The sequence below is a fragment of the Erythrobacter sp. genome (assembly GCF_011765465.1).
Lineage (GTDB): Bacteria > Pseudomonadota > Alphaproteobacteria > Sphingomonadales > Sphingomonadaceae > Erythrobacter.
The window spans coordinates 2,784,491-2,804,766 of sequence record NZ_CP050265.1; the positions used below are offsets into that span (position 1 = coordinate 2,784,491).

A 20,276-nucleotide genomic window follows, 5' to 3' on the forward strand; every position below is an offset into this window, starting at 1 on the left:
CTCGTATGGAGTTCTTTGGCACAGGAGCGCTGAGATGATTCAGCGCAAGACCATCAAACTCTTGGCGATTACTATATTCTGTTTGCTCCTCGCACTTTTGCTCGGAGCACAGGCTTTCAGCAGCGTCCTTACTCGGAAAGGGCCTGAGCAGGCGGTTTCATTGCTCAGCCATAATGGCCTCGCCCGCGAGCAACTCGCCTTTCGCAAGTTTCAGGAGGCCGCTACCGCTCCCGAAGAAGTTCAGAGTGCGGCATTGCTTGCAAAGCCAGATGCTTTGACGGCCATCAGCCTCGAGCCTCTAGTGCCTAAAGCTTACGCTATCCTGGCCGCCTCGATTGACGATCCCGCGCAGAAGAGCGCAATTTTGAGCCTCGCCTCGAGGCTGAACCGGCGCGATATCGCACTGCAGGGGCTTGTTCTTGAGCAGGCCCTCGCCGAAGGCGATTATGACCAAGTGGTGACCACGCTTGACCAAATCCTCAGGGTACATCCGAATTTCCGAGAGCAGTTCTACCCCGTCCTGTTGCAAGCGCTATCCGCGCCTGAAGCCGCGCCAACCTTCGTTCGCCTGCTGGACGGGGCGTCTCCTTGGCACGAGGATTTCCTGCTCAGAGCGGCTCGGCAAGGTGCCGTGCAACCCGTGCTCGCGAGTGTCCGGGGTGACCTCTTTATCAACGACATCGAGTTTGACCGCAGACTGATCGCAGGACTTGTCCAACAAGGTGCTTTTGCTGAAGCTACCCGTGTCTATGATTTCGTAAGGGCCGGAGAGGGGAAAGACGACCCTTCCGAAGACGCCCTATCCTGGCAATCGGACTTCCCTCCCTTTGATTGGAAGCTAGCCGATGAAAACGACTTTCGAGGTCAAACGAGCCTGGATGGTGAAAGTCTCGAGATCTATGCCCGGTCTGGACAAGGAGGCGTCGTAGCGCAGCGTATCTTGCCGATGCCGAAATCCCCTTTCCCGATCAACATGAGAGTGGAAGCCGGCAGAGAGCTAACCCCGCAAAACTTGCGGATCCAGCTGCGATGCAGCGATGCGCGCAACGCCTTTTTCGAGGAGGCACTCCGCCCTGGACGCAACCAGATCCTCGTCTCTCAAGTTCCAGAGGAATGTCCTGGCTTAAGCCTCGAACTCTACGCCCGTGCAATGAGCGGCGAGCCGACTTTACGTGCAGAAGTGGGCCGTATCACACTGGGCAGCGCCGAGTGACCTTACGGCATCGGCGCGAGAGCGGCTAAGGCTCCGCGGCTTTCTAAACCTAGCGCTTCAGGACTTGTTAGCCTGCATACCGGGCTTCCCCCCGTATGGGTTCGCAAACTGCAGTGCGATTTTCATCCCATCAGGAGTTTCTCGGCCTGGATTGGTATCTTGATCGGCTTGAAACCGAAAACGCTATTCTACGGAACCTGTGAACTCCATGAATATGTGGAATCATATTTTGTATCGCAGGTTGCCCGTCTGACACCACATCACAACCTACCCTCGTGACCCTCGGTTGCCTGCTTCGCAAATAAAGGGGCGGCAAGAGTAACCCCGCGCTCCGCAACACGCATTTCCCTTGAGGTCAGCAACAGAGGTAGCACGTTGAGCCGTCTGGTACGCCAGTTCACGAATTGAAAACATTCGATATGTAACGGGTGAGGGCGACAAAGGAGAAGCCCATGTTCACATTCGCTGCCGCGGCCATAGGTGCCCTTGCGCTGGTTAGCACCCCGGCTCTTGCCCAGTCTTTTCCAACTGTTGCCCCGGTCAAGGGAGAAAATGAGATTGGCGGCGGGGCTGGCATCATCGCAGCGACCCTTATCGCAGGCGTCGCTACCATCGGCATTCTTGCTTTCACCGAAGATGATGACGATCCCGTCAGCCCCTGAGGTTTGCAACATTTGAATTGGGAAGCCTCGCCCCGCCGCTGCAGGGCATGTCGAGGAACAATTCCTCCATGCTGAACTTTGTCGATTGCCTCCCCTTTTCGCGCTCCGGTTCCGATCGCTTATTCAGACAGCAACCACGACCGTTGATCAGGGGTCTAACGTGTTTCGCTGAGGAGCTATCGGAATGAATATGCCATCATGACTTGGCCTCGCAGTGACGCAATTCGAGCGAGTTGCGCGGTTCAGCGCCAAAAAATGCGAAAGGTTTCATGTCGGCTAACTTGTTAGTAACCCCCACCTCTGCTATAAGGACAAAGAATCGCTCGAAAAGGGGATCAAGAATGCGCTTCCAAACCTTCGCTCTTGCGACCGCTGCAGTGTCGCTTGCTGCGGCTCCCGCCGTTGCACAAACCGCGTTTGAGCGGTCCATCGCTCCTGTAGAAGGCGAGAGCGAACTTGCCGGTTCGAGCCTCGTTCTCGCCCTCCTCGGCGCTGCCGCTGTGATCGGTGGGATCATCATCATTGCAGACGATGATGATGACAACGCGGTCAGCCCTTAAGGCGCTCATAACTTCGAGTGAAAAGGGCCCGGTTTCGGGCCCTTTTTTTGTTAAATTTGCAGTGGCTTACCGCGGAAATGCCTCCGGGAAAAGACACCAGCCTGTGAACCAACTACGCGTTTGTTGCCCGCTCGCGAACAGCGACGCGCCAATTGTCCAATGTCTCGCCGTTGACCTGAACAATGAAGCTTGCGGCCCGCATGGTCAGGTTCCGCAACTCCCCTGCCCACGCGCGTCCAATCCAATCAGCTTCGTTCAGCTGAGCGCGATATCCGGCGCGTCTTCCTGTTTCATGCCTACCACGTGGTATCCGCCGTCGACATGGTGCACCTCGCCGGTCACGCCCGAAGCCAGGTCGGACAGGAAATAGAGCCCGGCCCCGCCCACGTCCTCGATCGTGACGTTGCGGCGGAGCGGCGCGTTCAGCTCGTTCCACTTGAGGATATAACGGAAATCGCCGATCCCGCTCGCGGCGAGCGTCTTGATCGGGCCGGCGCTGATCGCGTTCACCCTTATGCCCGCCGGGCCGAGGTCGTTGGCGAGATATTTCACGCTGGTCTCCAGCGCGGCCTTGGCGACGCCCATAACGTTGTAATGCGGCACGACCTTTTCCGCCCCGTAATAGGTCAGCGTAAGGATGCTGCCCCCGCCGCTCCCGTCCTCGGCCTTCGGCGGCATCATCGCGGCGGCGCGCTTCGTCACCGCGACCAGCGAGTAGGCCGAGATGTTCATCGTCATCAGGAAATTGTCGAGGCTCGTGTCGACATATTTGCCCCGCAGCTCGCTCTTGTCGGAAAAGCCGATCGCGTGAACCACGAAATCGAGCGTGTCCCAGCGCTCGCGCAGCGTCTCGAAAGCGCGGTCGAGCGATTCCATGTCGGCGACATCGCATTCGAAGGTGAAATCGCTGCCCAGCTTCTCCGCGAGCGGCTTCACGCGCTTCGCAAGCGCCTCGCCCTGGTAGGAAAAGGCGAGCTCCGCCCCCTGTTCGGCCAGCTTGCTGGCGATGCCCCAGGCCAGCGACTTGTCATTGGCGAGCCCCATTATCAGCCCGCGCTTGCCCCGCATCAGATCGCCCATCTCCGTCTCACTCCTCCGTCTGCGCCGGGCCCGTTTCGTCTCCGGCAGGCTCGTCACCGGTCGCTTCCGGCTCCGCCAGCGCCGCGTTCAGTTCCGCCCCGATAACGAGCCCCAGCCCGACGAGCCAGAAAAAGAACAAGGCGACGATGATCCCGGCAAGGCTGCCATAGGTCAGGTCATAGGCGAAGAAGCTCGACAGGATCGGCGGCAGCGCGGTCGTCACGCCAAGCCACCACGCCGCGGTGAACAGCGCCCCGGGCCATTTCGGGTATGCCTTCGCGCGGTATTCGTGCGGCGTCAGGCTGTAGAACAGGAGGTAGAGCGAAAGGGCCAGTCCTATCGCGGGCACGATCCGCGACAGCCGCAGCGTCCCGATGAGTTGCGAGAGCTGCGGCAGGCTCGCATCGATCACCGCCTGCGCGGTCCCGATGACGACCTGTGCGAAAAGCGAAATCAGCAGCAGCACCACGGCACCGAGGATGATCCCGGCGGAAAACAGGCGGTATTTCCAGAAGGCGTGGATCGCTTTCGTGCCATAGGCGCGGCGCAGGATGTCGCGAATCGTCTCGACCAGGCTCGAGACGGTCCACAGCGCGACGATCGCCCCGAGCCACAAAAGCCAGCCCGAACGCGCTTCGACGATGTTCGCCGCGACGGGGCGGATCGTGTCGGAGACGGTCGGCGGCAGCGTCACCAGAACCGCCGCGATCATCTGCGAGGTCCGCTCCGCCCCGCCGACCAGCTGGAACACCGCCGCGCCGAGGATGAAGAAGGGAAAGATCGCCAGCATCGAGAGATAGGCGAGGTTGCCGGCATGGATGAATCCGTCCTGGTAGGTGCCCACCAGCGTTCGCTTCGTCACTTCGAAGGTGCGCGTGCCCGGTCCGACCCGGCGCGCGATCACACGCCGCAGGCCGGGGGACGGCTCTTCCGGACGGGGCGTGCGCGAGGCGTGGCGGCGCGCCTCCGGCGAAAGCGAGCGGATCTCGCGCTCCTCGGCGGGGGGAAGCTTCGAAGAGCGCAGGGAGGAGGTCTGCCCCGCCACCCGGTCAGAGCCCGAATTTCTCGCGCGGCTTCGAGGTGTCGACCCAGCCATCGAGCCGCTTTTCAAGCTCCGACACGTCATCGGGCAGCTGGATTTCCAGCGTTACCAGCTGGTCGCCGCGAGCGGGCTTATCGCCGGCCATTTCGCCCTTTTTCGTCCAGCCCTTGCCTTTCAGCCGCATCACCGTGCCGCCATTGGTCCCCGGCTGGATCGTGAGCATTACCGGGCCGTCGACGGTCGGGCACTTGACCTTGCCCCCGCGCACTGCCTCGCCCAGCGTGATCGGCAGGTCCATGCGGATATTGTCGCCTTCGCGGCGAAAGAAGGGGTGCGGGCCGACCTCGACCGTGACGATCCCGTCGCCGTCGCCGCCCGGCCCGGAATGGCCTTTGCCCTTGAGCCGCATCTGCGTTCCCGTCTCGACTCCGGCGGGCAGCTTGAGGCTGATCGCCTTGCCGTCGGCCAGCGTTATGCGCTGATCGCGGCCCGCGGCGGCATCGGTAAAAGGCACGGCGAGGCGATAATGGATGTCGGCCCCGCGCTTGGGCGGCGGAGGCGGCGGGCGTTGCCCGAACCCGCGCGGGCCTGCGCCGGCGCGCGAGCGGCCACCGCCGAACAGCCCTTCGAACAGGTCGCTGAGATCGAGGTCCTCCGCGCCCATCCCGCCGGCCCCCTGGTCGCGATAGCCGCCGCGCGCACCTCCGGGCCCGTAGTTCCCGCGAAAGCCGCGCGCACCGCCGCCACCGCCCATGCCGGCGAAGGGGTTGAGTGGATTGCCCTCGGCATCGATCTCGCCCCGGTCGAATCGCGCCCGCTTGTCCTTGTCGGAAAGCAGGTCATACGCCTTGGTCACGTCCGAAAAGCGCTCGGCGGCTGTCGGGTTGTCCTTGTTGCGATCGGGATGGAGTTCCTTGGCGAGCTTGCGATAGGCGCTCTTGATCTCCTTTTCGGAGGCGGTGCGCGCTACACCAAGTGTGCGGTAAGGGTCGGACATAGCGTGTTAGCTAGGTGCAACAGCGAGGCCGCGCAAGTTTGCGCGCGATGCAAGTTGCGGATGTTCGGGCAGGGGACGGCTCCCCCTTTCGCCCGCGGCGCGCCCGGCCTAAGGCCGGCTCCGCAGCCCGCCGGGCCCCGACCTGCGCGACGCCGTGCCCGTGGAACCGCTCCACGGGCCGCGGATTTCCTGTCCGGGGTCGCGCGCGATGCGGCTCTTGCCTTCCATACCAACAGATTGCCGGAACCATCGATGACCACTCCCGACACCCTCGACGATGCCCAGCTCGCCGACAGCGAGATTCCCTCCGGCGCCGATCCCTTCGTCCTGTTCGCGCAGTGGCTGGCCGAAGCCCAGGAAAGCGAAGTGAACGATCCCAACGCGATGGCGCTCGCCACTGCCACGCCGGACGGCGCGCCGTCCGTGCGGATGGTGCTCTTGAAGGGCCACGGGGCCAAGGAAGGCGCGGATTACGGCGTGATCGGCGGCGGCTTCACCTTCTTCACCAATGCCGGCAGCCGCAAGGGCGGGGAGATCCGGGCCAATATGCAGGCTTCGCTCCTGTTCCACTGGAAAAGCCTGCGCCGCCAGGTCCGCATCGAAGGCCCGCTGATCGAAGTCTCTCCGACACGCGCCGATGCCTATTTCCACTCGCGCCCCTACAAGAGCCAGGTCGGCTCGGCGGCGAGCGACCAGTCGCGTCCGCTCGACACGCGCCAGACCTATATCGACCGGGTGAAGGCGATCTGGGAGGAGCACGAGGCGGCGGGCCAGGTTCCGCGCCCGCCGGAATGGACCGGCTTCACCCTCTCGCCGCAGCGGATCGAGTTCTGGCGCGATCGCGACAACCGGCTCCACGACCGCCGCCTTTTCACCCTGTCGGGCGCGGGCGATGCGCTCGGCTGGACCGACACGCTCCTTTATCCGTGAGGCAACGCGCATGACCGACACGATCCCCTACTGGCACGTCGATGCCTTTGCCGCGCAGCCCTTTGCCGGGAACCAGGCCGCCGTCATGGTGCTCGACGAATGGCTGCCCGACGAGGTGCTCCAGCAGATCGGCGAGGAAAACAACTTCGCCGAGACCGCTTTCGTCGTGCGGGACCGGAGCGGCGAGGCGGACTGGGAGCTGCGCTGGTTCACGCCGACCGACGAAGTCGCGCTGTGCGGCCATGCGACGCTGGCGAGCGGGCACGTCCTCCTGTCCGACCCGGAGCGGTTCGGGCACGACCGCCGCGTCACTTTCCGCACCCGCAGGGCGGGTATTCTCGAGGTGGTCAAGGCCGACGCAGGCTACGAACTCGCGCTGCCCGTCACGCTGGTCGAGCGCGCCTCGCACCCCGACCTTCTCGGCGCGATAGGCTTTCGCGGGGAGGTGTTCCTCTCTTGGTACGGGGCCGAGCAGACCGCGATCGTCGCGATGCAGTCCGAAGCCGAAATCCGCGGGCTCGCCCCCGACATGACGGCCCTGCGCGGGATCGACCTCATGGCGATCTGCACCGCGCCCGCCGACGAGGGCAGCGATTACGACGTGGTCAGCCGCGTTTTCGTGCCCGCATGGGGCGTCGACGAGGACAGCGTGACCGGCAGCGCCCACGCCGCGCTCGCCCCGTTCTGGGCCGAACGGCTGGGCAAGCTCGAAATGCGCGCGCACCAGGCTTCGAGCCGCGGGGGCGACCTCACCATGCGGCTCGAAGGCGAAGGCAAGGACCAGCGCGCCTGGCTCGGCGGGCCTTGTGTCACGGTCGTCGAGGGCGCGTTCCGGCTCTAACGTTCGGGATAAAGCTCGATCACGTCGGCCGCCTGCTGGAGCATGGCGCGGCGCTGCTCGGCGTCCGAATGGCCCAGCCGCACGACTGTCAGCCGCCGGTCGGGGGCGACGAGGACATATTGCCCCATATGCCCGATCAGCGAGAAGAGCTCGTCGGAGGCGCGGTCGGGGAACAGCGGGTGCGGGAATTCGAGCCCTTCGACCGGGCGGTTGAGCCACGTTTGCAGGCCGTAATGCGGGCTCTTCGGGCTGGGGGTCGTCATCGCCTCAACCCAGCGGCTCGGCACGAGCTGCTCCCCGCCCGGCGCGCGGCCCCGGCGGCGCAGGAACTCGCCGAATTTCGCCCAGTCGCGCGCGGTCGCGTGCATCAGGCTCCCGCCGATCAGCGTGCCGGACGCATCGAATTCGGGGACCATCGAGGTCATGCCCAGAGGGCCGAAAAGCCGCGCTTCGAGGAAATCGGCCACGGCCTTGCGGCGCGCCTCGGGATCGTTGCTGTCGGTCAGCGCGTTCGCCGCGATATCGGCAAGGATCACGGTCGTGTTCGACGAATATTCGAACCGCTCTCCGGGCTCCGCCTCGAGCGGTTGTTCCTTGGCCCATTTCGCCATGTCGTCGCGCCCGTCGAGGAACAGCATCCGGACCTCGGAGGATTCGTAGGGCGGATCGCCCGATTCGGTGTGTCGCAGGCCGGAGCGCATCTGCAGCAGGTGGCGAAGCGTGATCCCCGCACGCGGATCGCCCGGGCGCTGCCACAGTTCCACGGGCGCGGGCTCGTCGAGCGCGAGCAGGCCGTCGGCGACCAGCATCCCGATCATCACCGCGGTCACCGTCTTCGCCATCGACCAGCTGACGAAGCGCGTCTCGGCGTCGTAGTCTTGCCCATAGCGTTCGGCGGCGAGTTCGCCGTTTGCCATTACAACGACCGCGCGCGTCTCACCGAGCCCGTCCATCATAAAAAGATCGTCGATCTCGCGGGCGAGCTGCTCCCTCGGCGCGCCCGCCTTGTCGGTCACGGCGGCGCGCGACTCGTCGGTCAGCGGCGCGGGCGAGGGCGGCGCGGAGGCTCCGCAGGCGGCGAGAAGAAGGGCTGGCGCGAGGCAGGCGGCGCGCCTAACAGGCTGGTCTCGAAACATCATCGCGCTCCCAATCCCCGAACCGGTCAGGCTTGGCAATGTCAAATTCGAAACGCTCTCTCGCATCGCGCCTCGGCGTGTGGTTCCTGCTGCTGGTGGTCGGCGGAGTTGCCGCCGCCGCGCTCGCCTATCGCGAACCGATCGAAGGCTATGCCGAAGTCGGGACCGCCTATGCTGCGCGGGTCGCCTGCTCATGCCGCTTCGTGGCCGGGCGGAGCCTCGAGGACTGCGCCAAGGACAAGCTCGCAGGCATGGAACTGGTCACGCTGGTCGACGACGAGCGGGCGAAAAGCGTCACCGCGCGCTTCCCGCTCGTAACCGACACCACGGCGACCTACCGCGAAGGCTATGGCTGCGTGCTGGAGCCCTGGGAGGGCTGAGTTTTAGGCGCGCACGGCTTCGGTCGCATCGATCCAGCCGCCGCCGACAACCCGCTCGCCGGCATAGATTACCGCCGCCTGTCCGGGCGCGACGCCGTATTCGGGCTGGGCGAAGCGGATGCGGATGGAGTTGCCGTTCCCCATCGCGCCTTCGATCGTCACGGGAACCGGCTTCGCCATCGAGCGGACCTTGGCGGTCAGGCCCTCGGCCGGCACGTCGCCGATCGCGTTCGTCTCGATAACCTCGGCGCTGGTCACAGCGAGCATCCGCTTCGGCCCGACGCGGACCTCGCGGCTCTCGGCATCGACGCCGATGACATAGAGCGGTTCGGGCTGGCCGCCTATGGCGAGACCCTTGCGCTGGCCGACGGTGAAATGGACGATGCCCTGATGCTCGCCCAGCTTCTCGCCCGTGGCGGCGTGGACGATGTCGCCCGGCGTGCCGCCCTCGGGGCGCAGCTTGGTGACGATCTTCGCATAATCGCCGTCGGGGACGAAGCAGATGTCCTGGCTGTCGGGCTTGGCCGCGTTCCTCAGCCCCGCCACCTCGGCCAGCTCGCGCACCTGCGTCTTGGGCAGGCCGCCGAGCGGGAAGCGAATGTAGTCGAGCTGCGCCTGCGTCGTCGCGTAGAGGAAATAGGACTGGTCGCGCGCCGGGTCCAGCGCGCGGTAGAGATGCGGGCCGCCCTCGGCAGGCACGCGGCGGACATAATGCCCGGTGGCGAGGCAGTCCGCGCCCAGCTCGCGCGCCATGCGGAACAGGTCGGTGAACTTCGGCCCCATGTTGCATCGGATGCAGGGCACCGGTGTGCGCCCGGCGAGGTATTCGTCGGCGAACTGGTCGACCACATCTTCGCGAAAGGCGCTTTCATGATCGAACACGTAATGCGCGATGCCGAGCCGATCGGCCACCGCGCGCGCATCGGAAATGTCGTCGCCCGCGCAGCACGCGCCCTTGCGCCCGGTCGCCGCGCCATAGTCGTAAAGCTGGAGCGTGATGCCGATCACTTCCGCCCCGCTGGCCGAAGCCAGGGCGGCGACGACCGACGAATCGACCCCGCCGCTCATCGCCACGACGATGCGGCTTTCGGCCGCCGGGCGGGGCAGGTCGAACAGCGAAGCGGCGTCGAGCCCTGCAAGCGGGCCGGCATCGAGGCGAGTGGCGGTGTCCATGGAAACGCGGGCGCATATAGTCACACGGCGCGTCTTTCGCCACCCCCGGCCGCGCTTCGCGCCGCGCGCCCTGCGCCGAGCGAGGTTATGAGATCGACAAGCGGTATTCCTAAGCGCTGGTAAATTCGGGTTTTACCACATCTTGAGAACCGCGCGTTAGAACGCAGCCCATGTTCGAAAAGGCCAACTCGATTATTCCCTTGGCGCAGTCCCGCCCGGAGGGTCGCGCGGGGCAGGACGCCCGGGCTCGTGAAGGCGTGGCCCGTTCCGAGGCCGGTGATCGGCCAGCACGGGGCGGCGAAGCCCTTCGCGCGATCGACTGGAGCGAGCTCAACGCGCGACTCGGCGCGGCGCGCGACCTGCGGCTGCTGCTGCGGCGCGATGCCGACCGGAATATCGAGGCCAATGCGGCCAGTTTCGGGGATGCGGCGGCGCGTTACTTTGCCGCTCTCGGACAAGGCGAACGACCTGTTAACCCTGATGATTTAGAGGCTCGCAAAGCCTCGGGCGGCATTCTTCGTGCAAGCGAAGGGGATGCGGCAACAGGCGATGCGAGAGACGATTGATGATTGAGAACCAGGACATCCGCCCCGCTCAGGTGATCGGCCCGCTCGGTGAGCCGCTGACCCTAGAGGACCTGCCTTCGCCCGATACGAAGCGCTGGGTCGTGCGGCGCAAGGCCGAAGTGGTCGCCGCGGTCAACGGCGGATTGCTCACCCTCGACGAGGCGCTGGAGCGCTATGGCCTGACGCTTGAGGAATTCGCCTCGTGGCAGCGCGCGGTGGACCGGGTGGGGATGCACGGCCTGCGCGTCACCAAGATCCAGTTCTACCGCGAGAAATACGAGCGGCAGCTCAACTTCTGAATTCCACCACCGCAAAGCCCGCCCGGCGGTGCGCCTGCCCGGTGCGCCGCCGGGCGCTTGCTTATGGGCGCGTGAGATCCTGCGGAAGCGGCTGCCGCGCGGGCAAGGCTGGAACCGACGCGCTCGTCCTTCGTCTAGGCTCCAAGTCATCAGTCGAACCGCGCATTGCCGCCGCGCGCGCGGCTCCCTATGTAGGTTGCGCAAGGTGCACTAGGCATATAATACACCATCAGATCGGCGGCTGCCCTCGCGGGTGGACGCGATCGGCCGGGGCATGACACGTGAAAAGCGATCGGCCGGTCTCGAGGGAAGCGCAATGAATTACGAGACGACCATCACGGCAGAGGCGGCGGACAGCGTTCCGGCCGAAGTCGCCGCGGGCGAGGGGACGCAGGAGTCCCCGCTGCTGCGCTGGCTGCTGATCGGCGGCGGCGGGCTGCTCGCCCTGCTGCTTGCGATCGCCGCCTACTTCGCGCTTGCGGGCGGCCAGCCGACTCCGGCTGCCGACGACAAGTCGCAGGCACCTGTGGTGAGCGTCGTCGTTCCCGGCCGCACCACGATCGAAGGCACGGTCGAGGTTCCCGGCACGATCGCCGCGCGGCGGCCCATGCCGGTCGGCGTCGCGGGCGAAGGCGGGCAGGTCCTGAGCGTGCGGGTCGATGCTGGCGACTGGGTGCGCGCGGGCGAAGTGCTCGCGGTGATCGATCGCTCCGTGCAAAGTCAGCAGGCAGAGGCGCAGGCCGCGCAGGTCGAGGTCGCGCGCGCCGATGCGCGGCTTGCCGAGGCCAATCTCGAACGTGCGCTGCAGCTGGTCGAGCGTGGCTTCGTTTCCAAGGCGGATGTCGACCGCCTGCGCGCCACGCGCGATTCGGCGGTCGCCCGGGTCCGCGTGGCCGAAGCGCAGCTCGAGGAATTGCAGGCCCGCAACGCCCGTCTCAACGTGATTTCGCCGGCCTCGGGCTATGTCCTCGAACGTAATGTGGAGCCGGGCCAGACGGTCGGGGCGGGCAGCGGCGCGCTGTTCCGGATCGCGAGCGGCGGCGAGATGGAAGTGCTCGCGCAGGTCAGCGAGGACCAGCTCGCGAGCCTTTCGGTCGGCATTCCGGCCTCCGTCGTGCCGAGCGGTTCGGACAAGGAGTTTTCCGGCCAGGTGTGGCAGCTTTCCCCGGTGATCGACCCGCAGACCCGGCAGGGCACGGCGCGCATCGCGCTGCCCTTCGCCCCCGAGCTGCGTCCCGGCGGCTTTGCCACGGCGCGGATCAACTCGGGCGCCGTGACCGCGACTCTCCTGCCCGAAAGCGCGGTGCTGGCCGACGATGACGGCGCTTTCGTCTATGTCGTCGACAACGAGAACAAGGCGCAGCGTGTCGGCGTGCGCACCGGCATGGTGACCGCCGACGGGATCGCCATCATCGAGGGCCTCGACGGGACCGAGGAAATCGTGCTCAAGGCGGGCGGCTTCCTCAATCCGGGCGAGACGGTGAACCCGCGCCGCGCCGGGCGGGAATGACGCTGGCCTGCCGACCGACACAGGCGCGCGCGGGCCGGCCGGGCAGTGCCGACTGACGAGTGCCAGGAAACGAGTGACTGACGAATGAGCCTCCGCAACATCTCCGCATGGTCGATTCGCAACCCGGTGATCCCGCTGGTGCTGTTCACCGCGCTGCTGATCGCCGGGATCGTCAGCTTCATGCGGATGGACGTGACCAACAACCCGGACGTCGATTTCCCGGCGGTGCAGGTCACCATCGTCCAGCCGGGCGCTTCGCCGGTCGAGATCGAGAACCAGATCACCCAGCGGGTCGAGGCCGCCGTGCGTTCGATCAACGGGGTCAATTCGATCCAATCGAGCGCGAGCGAGGGTTCGTCGGGCACGTTCGTCGAATTCGAGATCGGGACCGACCTGATCGAAGCGGTGAGCGAAGTGACGACCGCGATCGATTCGATCCGCGGCCAGCTGCCCGACGGCATCCTCGAACCGCGCGTGCAGAAGGTCCAGGTGGTGGGCGAGCCGATCGGCTATTTCGCGGTCGAGGCCGACGACATGACGATCGAGGAGCTGAGTTGGTTCATCGACGACACCGTCTCGAAGCGCCTGCTGAAGATCGACGGCATGGCCGAGGTCGAGCGCTTCGGCGGAGTCGACCGCGAGATCGAGGTGATCCTCGATCCCGCCAAGATCCAGGCGCTGGGCGTCACGGCCTCCCAGATCAACAACGTCCTGCGCCAGACCAATCTCGACGCGGCGGGAGGGCTTACCGAATTGGGCGGGACGCGCCAGTCGCTGCGCGTGCTCGGCAATGCCGAGACGGCCTATGAATTGTCGCAGCGCCAGATACAGCTCGGCGGCGGGCGCACAATCCGCCTCGCCGATATCGCCACCGTGCGCGACGGCTATTCGGAGCGCACCTCTCTGAGCGAGGTCAACGGCAAGGAAGTGGTCAACTTCCTGATGAACCGCGCGCGCGGCTCGTCCGACCTCGCCGTCTACGACAAGGCGCTCGAGGAAATGGAGGCGATGGAGCAGGAGATCGAGGGGATCGAATTCATCCCGCTCGGCACCAGCACCAATTATACGCGCGACCAGTACACCTCCTCGATCTGGGCGCTGGTCGAAGGCGCGCTGCTCGCGGTGGTGATCGTCTTCCTGTTCCTGCGCGACTGGCGCGCGACCTTCATCTCGGCGGTGGCGATCCCGCTGTCGGCGATCCCGACTTTCTGGTTCATGGACCTGCTGGGCTTCAATCTGAACTTTCTCTCGCTGCTTGCGCTTGCGCTTGTCGCGGGCGTGCTGGTCGACGATGCGATCGTGGAGATCGAGAATATCGTGCGCCATATGCGCATGGGCAAGTCGGCCTACCAGGCGAGCATCGACGCCGCCGACGAGATCGGCCTGCCGGTGGTCGCGACCTCCTTCTGCATCGTCGCCGTGTTCCTTCCCGTGGGCCTGATGCCGGGCGTTTCGGGCCAGTTCTTCCAGAACTTCGGCCTGACCGTGGTGGTCGCCGTGCTCATGTCGCTCGCGGTCGCGCGCATGGTGACGCCGCTGATGGCGGCCTATTTCCTCAAGGCCAAGGGCCACGGCGCGCACGGCGAGGGCGTCTGGATGGACCGCTACATGGCGGTGCTCGGCTGGACGCTCGACACCGGCAAGATGGCCGCGCGCCGCGCCGGGGTAGAGGGACCGCGTTCGCGCCTCGTCTATATCCTCGCGCTGCTGCTGACGGTGATCTTGCTGCTGGGCGTGACCGGCTTTGCGATGTTCATCGTGTTCGACCTGCTGACGAAGCTGAACGTGCCGGACCAGGTTGCGAGCGCAGTGTCGAGCGATCCCTACGGCCTCCTCTATCACCTTGTCGCCAAGACCTTCGAAGTCGTCATCGTGCTGCTGACCTCGGCCCTTGCCTTTGTCGCGGGCTTGGGCGTGTTCAAACTCGTCGAGCTTACCGCCAATGCCGGTGGGCGCTTCGGCAGCGGGATTCGCTACCTCACCGCGCGTTTCTACGACCACCGCGTGTGGATGCTCGGCGTGGGCTGGTTCTCGCTGCTCGTCACGATCCTGCTGTTCGGCCAGATCCCGGGCCAGTTCCAGCCGACCATCGACGACGAGAATTCCCGCGTCGAGATCGAGACCGTACCCGGCACGACGCTCGAGGAGACCAGGCGGATCGTGAACTCGGTCGCAGAACGGCTGTCCGAGGAACCCGAAGTCGAACGCCAGCTGCAGCGCATCCGCCAGGGCGCGAGCTCGTCGATCTTCGTCAAGCTCAAGGACGACCGCGAGCGCACCTCGATCGAGTTCGAGCGCGAGCTTGCCCCGGTCCTCGCGCAGATTCCCGATGCGCGCGTGCGCTTCCAGTCGCAGAGCGCGGGCTTCGGTTCGGGCCGCGACCTCACCATCATGTTGGCCGGGTCCGATCCCGACCTGCTCGAGGAAACCGCGCTCACCCTCGTCGAACAGATGAAGGAACTCGACACGCTGGTCGCGCCGCGCATCGCGGCCGACCTCAACCGGCCCGAGATCATCATCACCCCGCGTGAGAAGATCGCTGCCGATCTCGGCGTGACCACCGCAGCGCTGTCGCAGACGATACGCATCGCGACCTTGGGCGAGATCGAGCAGAACGCGGCGCGCTTCTCGCTTTCCGATCGCCAGATCCCGATCAAGGTCCGCCTCAGCGACGAGGCGCGCGGCGATCTCACCAATATCCGCAACCTGCCGGTGCAGACCGCGGGCGGCGGGTCGGTCCCGCTCGGCCGGGTGGCGACGATCGAGTTCGGCTCCGGCCCGACCACGATCCAGCGCTACAACCAGAGCCGCCGTGTGCTGATCGGAGCCGACCTTGCGAGCGGGGTGCTCAAAGGCGAAGCGCAGCAGCAGGTCGATGCCCTGCCGATCCTCCAGAACCTCCCGACCGGCGTGATCCGCGACGCGGTGGGCGAGGAGGAATGGCAGGCCGAGCTGATCCAGAACCTGATCGTCGCGATCATCTCGGGCGTGCTGCTGGTCTTCGCCGTGCTGGTGCTGCTCTACAAGCGGCTGATGAGCCCGCTGGTCAACATGACCTCGCTCGCGCTCGCACCATTGGGTGGCGTGCTGCTGATCTGGCTCGTAGGGATGCCGCAGTCGATGCCGGTCTATATCGGCATCCTGCTGCTGCTCGGCATCGTGTCGAAGAACTCGATCCTGCTGATCGACTTCGCGATCGAGGAGATGGACCGCGGCACGTCCAAGCTCGAGGCGATCATGGAGGCGGGTCACAAGCGCGCCCAGCCGATCGTGATGACCACCGTGGCAATGACCGCGGGCATGGTCCCGGTCGCGCTCTCGCTGTCTGGTGACGGGGCATGGCGCCAGCCGATGGGCATCGTCGTGATCGGCGGCCTGCTGCTCTCGACCCTGCTCACGCTGCTGATCGTGCCCGCGGGCTTCAGCCTTGCCGATGGCTTCGAGAAGCGCGTCGGCCCGTGGCTGCGCGAGCGGATGCTGACTTACCGCCCCGGCGACGACGGCCGCGCGGCTCCCCCGGCAAGCGGCGGCGAGCCGGTCGGTCCGCGCCCCGATGCGCCCGTTTCGGGCGGCTCGCCCGTGCCCGCCCGCCGTCTTCCGCCCGGGACCGAACCGGCGGAGTGATCGCAAGGGACGTGACGCGAGCGGCGTTCCGGCGCTATCGGTGCCTTCATGGCGAGCACTAGTCCCGGCTCCTATCCCTATGGCGGTGCGCCGCTGCCGCCCGACCGCGCGCGGCGGATGCGCTGGACCGCGACCGGAATGCTCGCTGCGATGGCGGCGATCTTCTTCACGACGCACGGCTTCGTCGGCAGCCACCCCGCATGGGGGTATGTCAATGCCTTCGCCGAGGCGGCGATGGTGGGCGGGCTGGCCGACTGGTTCGCGGTGACCGCGCTGTTCCGCCACCCCTTGGGCCTGCCGATCCCGCACACTGCGATCATCCCGCAGAACAAGGACCGGATCGCCGACACGATGGCGTCCTTTCTGCGCGAGAATTTCCTCACCCCCGCGGTCGTCGCGCGGCGAATGTCGAACATGAACGTCGCGCGCGCGATCGGCGATTTCCTCGTCGCCAGCCCCGAACGCGGGGGCGAGGACGCGCGCTCGCGCATCACGGCGGGCGCGGCGGAACTGATCGCGGAAGTGCTCGAATCGCTCGATCCCGACCGGCTCGGCAACCAGGTAAGGAGCGGGCTTGCGGGCCAGCTTGCCAAGATCGAGATCTCGCCGCTCGCAGGCCGCATGATCGAGAGCATGATGGCCGACAAGCGCCACCAGCCGCTGATCGACGGGCTGATCCGCTGGGCCGGGCTGACGCTGGAGGACAACGAGGACACGATCCGCGCGATCATCCACGAACGCACCTACCGTATCGTCCGCTGGATCGGGCTGGAGGACAAGGTGTCCGGTCCGGTGCTCGACGGGCTCTACAAGCTATTGGCCGAGGTGCTGGTCGATCCCGACCACCCGCTGCGCCACAAGGTCGAGGAAGGGCTGCAGAAACTCGCGCAGGACCTCCAGCACGATCCCGAAACGCGCGAGCGGGTCGAGGAACTGAAGCGCGAACTGCTCGAGAACCCGGCGGTCGCCGAATGGTGGATGGGCGTGTGGGAGCGTATGCGCCGCTCGCTGATCCGCCGCGCGCGCGACGCGGAAAGCGGGATGGGGGCGGAAATGCGCTCGACGTTGGCGGAGCTTGGACACGCATTGAAACAGGACGAGCGGTTGCAGGTCCAGATCAACCGCTTCGCCCGCCGCACCATGGTGGGCGTCGCGACTCGCTACGGCTCGCAGATCGTCACGCTGGTGTCGGACACGGTTAAGCGCTGGGACGCGACCACGATCACCGACCGGGTCGAAGGCGCGGTCGGACGCGACCTCCAGTTCATCCGCATCAACGGCACGCTGGTCGGCGGGCTGGTGGGGATGACCCTCCACTTCATCACGGGGTTTCTGTGACGCCGGCCGCGCCCGCGCTTCTCTACCTGATCGCGTAGGTGACGCGGGTCTCCCAGAAGGCCGGGACGGGATTGCCCTCGTCGTCCTTCGCCGGCTTGAAACGGGCGTGCTTGATGAGGTTGAGGCAGGCGGTCTCGTTGAAGCTCGCCGGGCCGGAGAAATCGGTCACCTCGCAGAAGCTCACGCGGCCCGTCTTGCCGACGGTGAGCCTTACGTTGACCGACCCTTCTTCCTCTTTCCTGAGCAGATGAGCGGGGTAATCCTCGATGATTTCCCGGACCCACGCCTCCTGCCCGTCGGGTTCGGGTGGGGTCCATCCGTCGGAGCCCTGCCCCTCGAGCCTGTCCGTCAGGTCGGCGGTGCAGGTGGCGAGATCGGCCATCGCCTTTCCGAAGCCGTCGAATTCGAGCGTGACCGGTTCGATGATCGCGCCTTCCATGTGCAGGCTTTCGATCCCTGAAAGCCGCTCGGCGACAAGCTTCTCGCTGACCCCCGTGTCTGAAGCGCTCGCCGCGGCGAGGTCGACCTCTTCGTCCGCGAGCGAAGCATCGGGCTCGATGAGATCGACCACCGGAAGCTCGGGGACCGCATCCATCGGCCGGACCCCGAACAGGACCAGCACGGGCCGCCCCGCGCTGCTGGTGACCTTGACGTAATTGCGCTCGGCCTTTCCCGCCTCTGCGAAGGCGAAGCGCACCGTCGGGCCGTAGGGGTCGCGCATCGGGCGGCCGATGAAGGTCAGGTTGACGCTCGGCCCCGGGCCGCCCTTGTCGATCCACAGCGTCACCGCGTCCTCGCCCGCGCCGAAATCGCGCGCGATGCGGCACTTGTCGTCGTATGTGCGCAATTCCCAGTCCGAAGCGGGCGCGAGTTCGAGAGTGCCGGCGGAGGCTGGCGCAGACGGCGCGAGCGCGGCCCCAGCGAGCGCCGCGAGCGCGAGCTTGTTCCTCTTCATGCTGTTCCCCCGTTCAGTCAGTTCATCGCATAGGTGATCGTGGTCGCGTAAAAGGAGCGCATCGGCGCACCCGTCGCATCGCGGGCGGGCTTGAACCGCGCCCGGCGCATTTCCCGGCAGACGGTGGGATCGAGGTGCTTCGCCTCGGTCGAGCGCTCGAGGTGGCAATCCTCCACCGTGCCATCGAGCCCGATGATCACGCGCATCCGGAAAACGGCCATCTCACCGCGCAAAAGGGCTTCGTCGGAGTAGGTCTGCATGATGCGCCGGACGATGTATTTCTGGTTCGTCCATTCGGGCGGGGCGTAGGCGCGATGCTTTTCGGCATCGAGGCCCCATTGCGTGAGCAGGTCGGACGTGCAGATATTGAGCGCCTGCAGCGGCTCGGCGAGATTGCCCGTTTCGAAACTGACGACCGTCTCGCCTTTCGCAACGACGATCCGCGCGGCCTCGCCCGCTGCGTCGAGATCGATACCGGCAGACCAGAGCGAGGGGCCTTCGTCGGCACTATCGGTGCTGCTTCCCTTGCTGTCGCCGAGTTTGAAACTGGTGAATATCAGCGCGTTGCCGAACCCCTCCACGAGCCCGTGTCCGTGGTCGTCGCTTTCGCGCATCGGTCTGCCGCTCCGGTGACCTACGGAAAGCCTCGGGGCGTTGTAGAAAGCCTTCATCTGCGACCCGGCCAACGTCAGTCCGAAGGCGCCCCCCGGCGCAGCCTGGTCGATCAGCAGGAGGTGCTTTTCCTCCTCATTGCCGAACAGGCCGGTCAGGCGGCAACGGTTCTCCCCGAAATCGAGATTCCAGGGGCCAACGGGGTCAAGCCGGATTGCCCCTTCGCGGGCGGCGAGATCGTCCGGGAAATCCTGCGCAAGCGCGGGGCTCGCGGCGAGGAAAGAGATCGCGAAGCCGAGCCACGCGGCATCCGGTAACGCCCTGACGTTCATGAAAAACCTCCGCCACGCATGGTAGCGGGGCGGAGGTCGTTCACAAGATTAAGTTTTTCTACAGGGGCTTAGAGCTCGTTCGTCAGCTCCGGGACCGCGTTGTAGAGGTCCGCGACGAGGCCGATGTCGGCGACCTGGAAGATCGGCGCGTCCTCGTCCTTGTTGATGGCGATGATGACCTTGGAATCCTTCATCCCGGCAAGGTGCTGGATCGCGCCGGAAATGCCGATCGCGATGTAGACTTCCGGGGCGACGATCTTGCCGGTCTGGCCGACCTGGTAATCGTTCGGGACATAGCCCGCATCGACCGCCGCGCGGCTCGCGCCGATCGCGGCGCCGAGCTTGTCGGCAAGCGGCGTGATGATCTGCTCGAAGGTTTCGCTGTCCTTGAGCGCGCGGCCGCCCGAGACGATGACCTTGGCGCTGGTCAGTTCGGGGCGGTCGCTCTTGGCGATCTCGCGGTTGACGAAGCTCGAGATGCCGGCGTCGCCCGGACCCGAGACGTCCTCGATCGACGCCGAGCCGCCTTCGGTCGCCGCCTTCTCGAACGCGGTCCCGCGCACGGTGATGACGAGCTTGGGATCGCTCGACTGCACGGTGGCGATGGCGTTGCCGGCATAGATCGGCCGGGTGAAGGTCTTGTCGCCTTCGACCGAGAGGATGTCGGAAATCTGCATCACGTCGAGATGCGCCGCGACGCGCGGGGCGATGTTCTTGCCCGAGGTTGTCGCCGGGGCGAGGAAGGCGTCGTAGCCTTCCATCACAGACGCGGCGAGCGGGGCGACGTTTTCGGCAAGACCGTGCTCGTAGGCGGCATCGTCGGCCTTCAGCACCTTGGTGACGCCCGCGATCTTGGCGGCGGCATCGGCCACCGCGCCGCAGTCCTTGCCCGCGACGAGCGCGTGGACTTCGCCCAGCTTCGACGCGGCGGTGACGACCGCGAGAGTCGCGTCATTGACGGTGGAATTGTCGTGTTCGACCAGAACCAGAGTGTTCATCTGTCTATCCCTTTCTAGCGCTTGCAGG

At 65.8% G+C, this 20,276-nt stretch carries 19 protein-coding genes; 11 read left to right on the forward strand and 8 right to left on the reverse strand.

The genetic code is table 11. From position 1 onward, the window contains the following. The first annotated feature begins 34 nt into the window (after window positions 1-34). From G9473_RS13420 to G9473_RS13430, 3 genes are all read left to right on the forward strand, one after another. Window positions 35-1,213 (forward strand): hypothetical protein, encoded by a 1,179-nt coding sequence (locus G9473_RS13420; protein WP_291133867.1) that lies wholly within the window; start codon window positions 35-37, stop codon window positions 1,211-1,213. 452 nt (window positions 1,214-1,665) lie between these two features. Further along, on the forward strand, window positions 1,666-1,875 hold the full coding sequence (locus G9473_RS13425; protein WP_291133869.1) for a hypothetical protein: 210 nt from the start codon (window positions 1,666-1,668) through the stop codon (window positions 1,873-1,875). 341 nt (window positions 1,876-2,216) lie between these two features. Further along, the gene (locus G9473_RS13430; protein WP_291133871.1) at window positions 2,217-2,435 is read left to right on the forward strand and encodes a hypothetical protein; all 219 of its coding nucleotides are present in this window, start codon (window positions 2,217-2,219) and stop codon (window positions 2,433-2,435) included. Window positions 2,436-2,690: 255 nt separating this feature from the next. Here G9473_RS13430 and fabI read toward each other — a convergent pair whose 3' ends face one another. Genes fabI through G9473_RS13445 form a run of 3 tightly spaced genes read right to left on the reverse strand, consistent with a single transcriptional unit; the run spans window position 2,691 to window position 5,554 of the window. Further along, window positions 2,691-3,515: an enoyl-ACP reductase FabI gene (gene fabI / locus G9473_RS13435; RefSeq protein ID WP_291133872.1), complete on the reverse strand. Its 825-nt coding sequence runs from the start codon at window positions 3,513-3,515 to the stop codon at window positions 2,691-2,693. A 7-nt stretch (window positions 3,516-3,522) separates the two neighbouring features. Beyond that, window positions 3,523-4,560: a YihY/virulence factor BrkB family protein gene (locus G9473_RS13440; RefSeq protein WP_291133874.1), complete on the reverse strand. Its 1,038-nt coding sequence runs from the start codon at window positions 4,558-4,560 to the stop codon at window positions 3,523-3,525. 4 nt (window positions 4,561-4,564) lie between these two features. Further along, window positions 4,565-5,554 carry a DnaJ C-terminal domain-containing protein gene (locus G9473_RS13445; RefSeq protein ID WP_291133876.1) on the reverse strand — a complete coding sequence of 330 codons (990 nt, stop codon included), beginning with the start codon at window positions 5,552-5,554 and terminating at the stop codon, window positions 4,565-4,567. A gap of 252 nt (window positions 5,555-5,806) precedes the next feature. Here G9473_RS13445 and pdxH point away from each other — a divergent pair, with 252 nt between their 5' ends. After that, window positions 5,807-6,484, forward strand: coding sequence for a pyridoxamine 5'-phosphate oxidase (pdxH, locus tag G9473_RS13450; protein ID WP_291133878.1), 678 nt, complete (start codon window positions 5,807-5,809; stop codon window positions 6,482-6,484). A gap of 10 nt (window positions 6,485-6,494) precedes the next feature. Then, window positions 6,495-7,325 carry a PhzF family phenazine biosynthesis protein gene (locus tag G9473_RS13455; protein ID WP_291133879.1) on the forward strand — a complete coding sequence of 277 codons (831 nt, stop codon included), beginning with the start codon at window positions 6,495-6,497 and terminating at the stop codon, window positions 7,323-7,325. Here the strand turns inward: G9473_RS13455 and G9473_RS13460 are convergent. Further along, window positions 7,322-8,464: a serine hydrolase gene (locus G9473_RS13460; RefSeq protein ID WP_291133881.1), complete on the reverse strand. Its 1,143-nt coding sequence runs from the start codon at window positions 8,462-8,464 to the stop codon at window positions 7,322-7,324. The two genes, G9473_RS13455 and G9473_RS13460, sit on opposite strands and share 4 nt — an antisense overlap. Window positions 8,465-8,499: 35 nt before the next feature. Between G9473_RS13460 and G9473_RS13465 the strand changes: the two genes are divergently transcribed. Next, window positions 8,500-8,841 (forward strand): hypothetical protein, encoded by a 342-nt coding sequence (locus G9473_RS13465; protein WP_291133882.1) that lies wholly within the window; start codon window positions 8,500-8,502, stop codon window positions 8,839-8,841. A 3-nt stretch (window positions 8,842-8,844) separates the two neighbouring features. Here G9473_RS13465 and mnmA read toward each other — a convergent pair whose 3' ends face one another. Next, complete coding sequence (gene mnmA / locus G9473_RS13470) at window positions 8,845-10,014, reverse strand: tRNA 2-thiouridine(34) synthase MnmA (RefSeq protein WP_291133883.1); 1,170 nt, start codon at window positions 10,012-10,014, stop codon at window positions 8,845-8,847. A 170-nt stretch (window positions 10,015-10,184) separates the two neighbouring features. Between mnmA and G9473_RS13475 the strand changes: the two genes are divergently transcribed. The 5 genes from G9473_RS13475 (at window position 10,185) to G9473_RS13495 (ending at window position 17,351) form a co-directional block, all read left to right on the forward strand. After that, a complete protein-coding gene (locus tag G9473_RS13475) occupies window positions 10,185-10,580 on the forward strand; it encodes a hypothetical protein (protein ID WP_291133885.1) in 396 nt (131 codons plus the stop codon). After that, on the forward strand, window positions 10,580-10,879 hold the full coding sequence (locus G9473_RS13480) for a DUF1153 domain-containing protein (RefSeq protein WP_034905904.1): 300 nt from the start codon (window positions 10,580-10,582) through the stop codon (window positions 10,877-10,879). Before G9473_RS13475 ends, G9473_RS13480 begins: the two co-directional genes overlap by 1 nt. 316 nt (window positions 10,880-11,195) lie before the next feature. Next, entirely contained in the window at window positions 11,196-12,389 is a 1,194-nt protein-coding gene (locus G9473_RS13485) for an efflux RND transporter periplasmic adaptor subunit (protein ID WP_291133887.1), read from the forward strand. Between the two features lie 84 nt (window positions 12,390-12,473). After that, window positions 12,474-16,013 carry an efflux RND transporter permease subunit gene (locus tag G9473_RS13490; RefSeq protein ID WP_291133889.1) on the forward strand — a complete coding sequence of 1,180 codons (3,540 nt, stop codon included), beginning with the start codon at window positions 12,474-12,476 and terminating at the stop codon, window positions 16,011-16,013. Between the two features lie 117 nt (window positions 16,014-16,130). Beyond that, window positions 16,131-17,351 (forward strand): DUF445 domain-containing protein, encoded by a 1,221-nt coding sequence (locus G9473_RS13495; RefSeq protein ID WP_291138482.1) that lies wholly within the window; start codon window positions 16,131-16,133, stop codon window positions 17,349-17,351. 22 nt (window positions 17,352-17,373) lie between these two features. On the opposite strand, the gene G9473_RS13500 is transcribed toward G9473_RS13495, so the two are convergent. The 3 genes from G9473_RS13500 to G9473_RS13510 form a co-directional block, all read right to left on the reverse strand. Continuing rightward, on the reverse strand, window positions 17,374-18,306 hold the full coding sequence (locus G9473_RS13500) for an energy transducer TonB (protein ID WP_291133890.1): 933 nt from the start codon (window positions 18,304-18,306) through the stop codon (window positions 17,374-17,376). 17 nt (window positions 18,307-18,323) lie between these two features. Further along, window positions 18,324-19,250 carry an energy transducer TonB gene (locus G9473_RS13505; RefSeq protein WP_291133891.1) on the reverse strand — a complete coding sequence of 309 codons (927 nt, stop codon included), beginning with the start codon at window positions 19,248-19,250 and terminating at the stop codon, window positions 18,324-18,326. Window positions 19,251-19,318: 68 nt separating this feature from the next. Continuing rightward, a complete protein-coding gene (locus G9473_RS13510) occupies window positions 19,319-20,248 on the reverse strand; it encodes an electron transfer flavoprotein subunit alpha/FixB family protein (RefSeq protein ID WP_291133892.1) in 930 nt (309 codons plus the stop codon). Between the last annotated feature and the right edge of the window lie 28 nt (window positions 20,249-20,276).

What these genes read in the sequence shown, in the direction of transcription:
- G9473_RS13430 (WP_291133871.1), top strand. Translation starts at nt 2,217, where the DNA reads ATGCGCTTCCAAACCTTCGCTCTTGCGACCGCTGCAGTGTCGCTTGCT.
- G9473_RS13510 (WP_291133892.1), bottom strand. Translation starts at nt 20,248, where the DNA reads ATGAACACTCTGGTTCTGGTCGAACACGACAATTCCACCGTCAATGAC.
- G9473_RS13465 (WP_291133882.1), top strand. Translation starts at nt 8,500, where the DNA reads ATGTCAAATTCGAAACGCTCTCTCGCATCGCGCCTCGGCGTGTGGTTC.
- G9473_RS13455 (WP_291133879.1), top strand. Translation starts at nt 6,495, where the DNA reads ATGACCGACACGATCCCCTACTGGCACGTCGATGCCTTTGCCGCGCAG.
- G9473_RS13490 (WP_291133889.1), top strand. Translation starts at nt 12,474, where the DNA reads ATGAGCCTCCGCAACATCTCCGCATGGTCGATTCGCAACCCGGTGATC.
- G9473_RS13485 (WP_291133887.1), top strand. Translation starts at nt 11,196, where the DNA reads ATGAATTACGAGACGACCATCACGGCAGAGGCGGCGGACAGCGTTCCG.
- G9473_RS13505 (WP_291133891.1), bottom strand. Translation starts at nt 19,250, where the DNA reads ATGAACGTCAGGGCGTTACCGGATGCCGCGTGGCTCGGCTTCGCGATC.
- G9473_RS13500 (WP_291133890.1), bottom strand. Translation starts at nt 18,306, where the DNA reads ATGAAGAGGAACAAGCTCGCGCTCGCGGCGCTCGCTGGGGCCGCGCTC.
- G9473_RS13445 (WP_291133876.1), bottom strand. Translation starts at nt 5,554, where the DNA reads ATGTCCGACCCTTACCGCACACTTGGTGTAGCGCGCACCGCCTCCGAA.
- G9473_RS13425 (WP_291133869.1), top strand. Translation starts at nt 1,666, where the DNA reads ATGTTCACATTCGCTGCCGCGGCCATAGGTGCCCTTGCGCTGGTTAGC.
- G9473_RS13460 (WP_291133881.1), bottom strand. Translation starts at nt 8,464, where the DNA reads ATGATGTTTCGAGACCAGCCTGTTAGGCGCGCCGCCTGCCTCGCGCCA.
- G9473_RS13495 (WP_291138482.1), top strand. Translation starts at nt 16,131, where the DNA reads ATGCGCTGGACCGCGACCGGAATGCTCGCTGCGATGGCGGCGATCTTC.
- mnmA (WP_291133883.1), bottom strand. Translation starts at nt 10,014, where the DNA reads ATGGACACCGCCACTCGCCTCGATGCCGGCCCGCTTGCAGGGCTCGAC.
- fabI (WP_291133872.1), bottom strand. Translation starts at nt 3,515, where the DNA reads ATGGGCGATCTGATGCGGGGCAAGCGCGGGCTGATAATGGGGCTCGCC.
- G9473_RS13480 (WP_034905904.1), top strand. Translation starts at nt 10,580, where the DNA reads ATGATTGAGAACCAGGACATCCGCCCCGCTCAGGTGATCGGCCCGCTC.
- pdxH (WP_291133878.1), top strand. Translation starts at nt 5,807, where the DNA reads ATGACCACTCCCGACACCCTCGACGATGCCCAGCTCGCCGACAGCGAG.
- G9473_RS13420 (WP_291133867.1), top strand. Translation starts at nt 35, where the DNA reads ATGATTCAGCGCAAGACCATCAAACTCTTGGCGATTACTATATTCTGT.
- G9473_RS13475 (WP_291133885.1), top strand. Translation starts at nt 10,185, where the DNA reads ATGTTCGAAAAGGCCAACTCGATTATTCCCTTGGCGCAGTCCCGCCCG.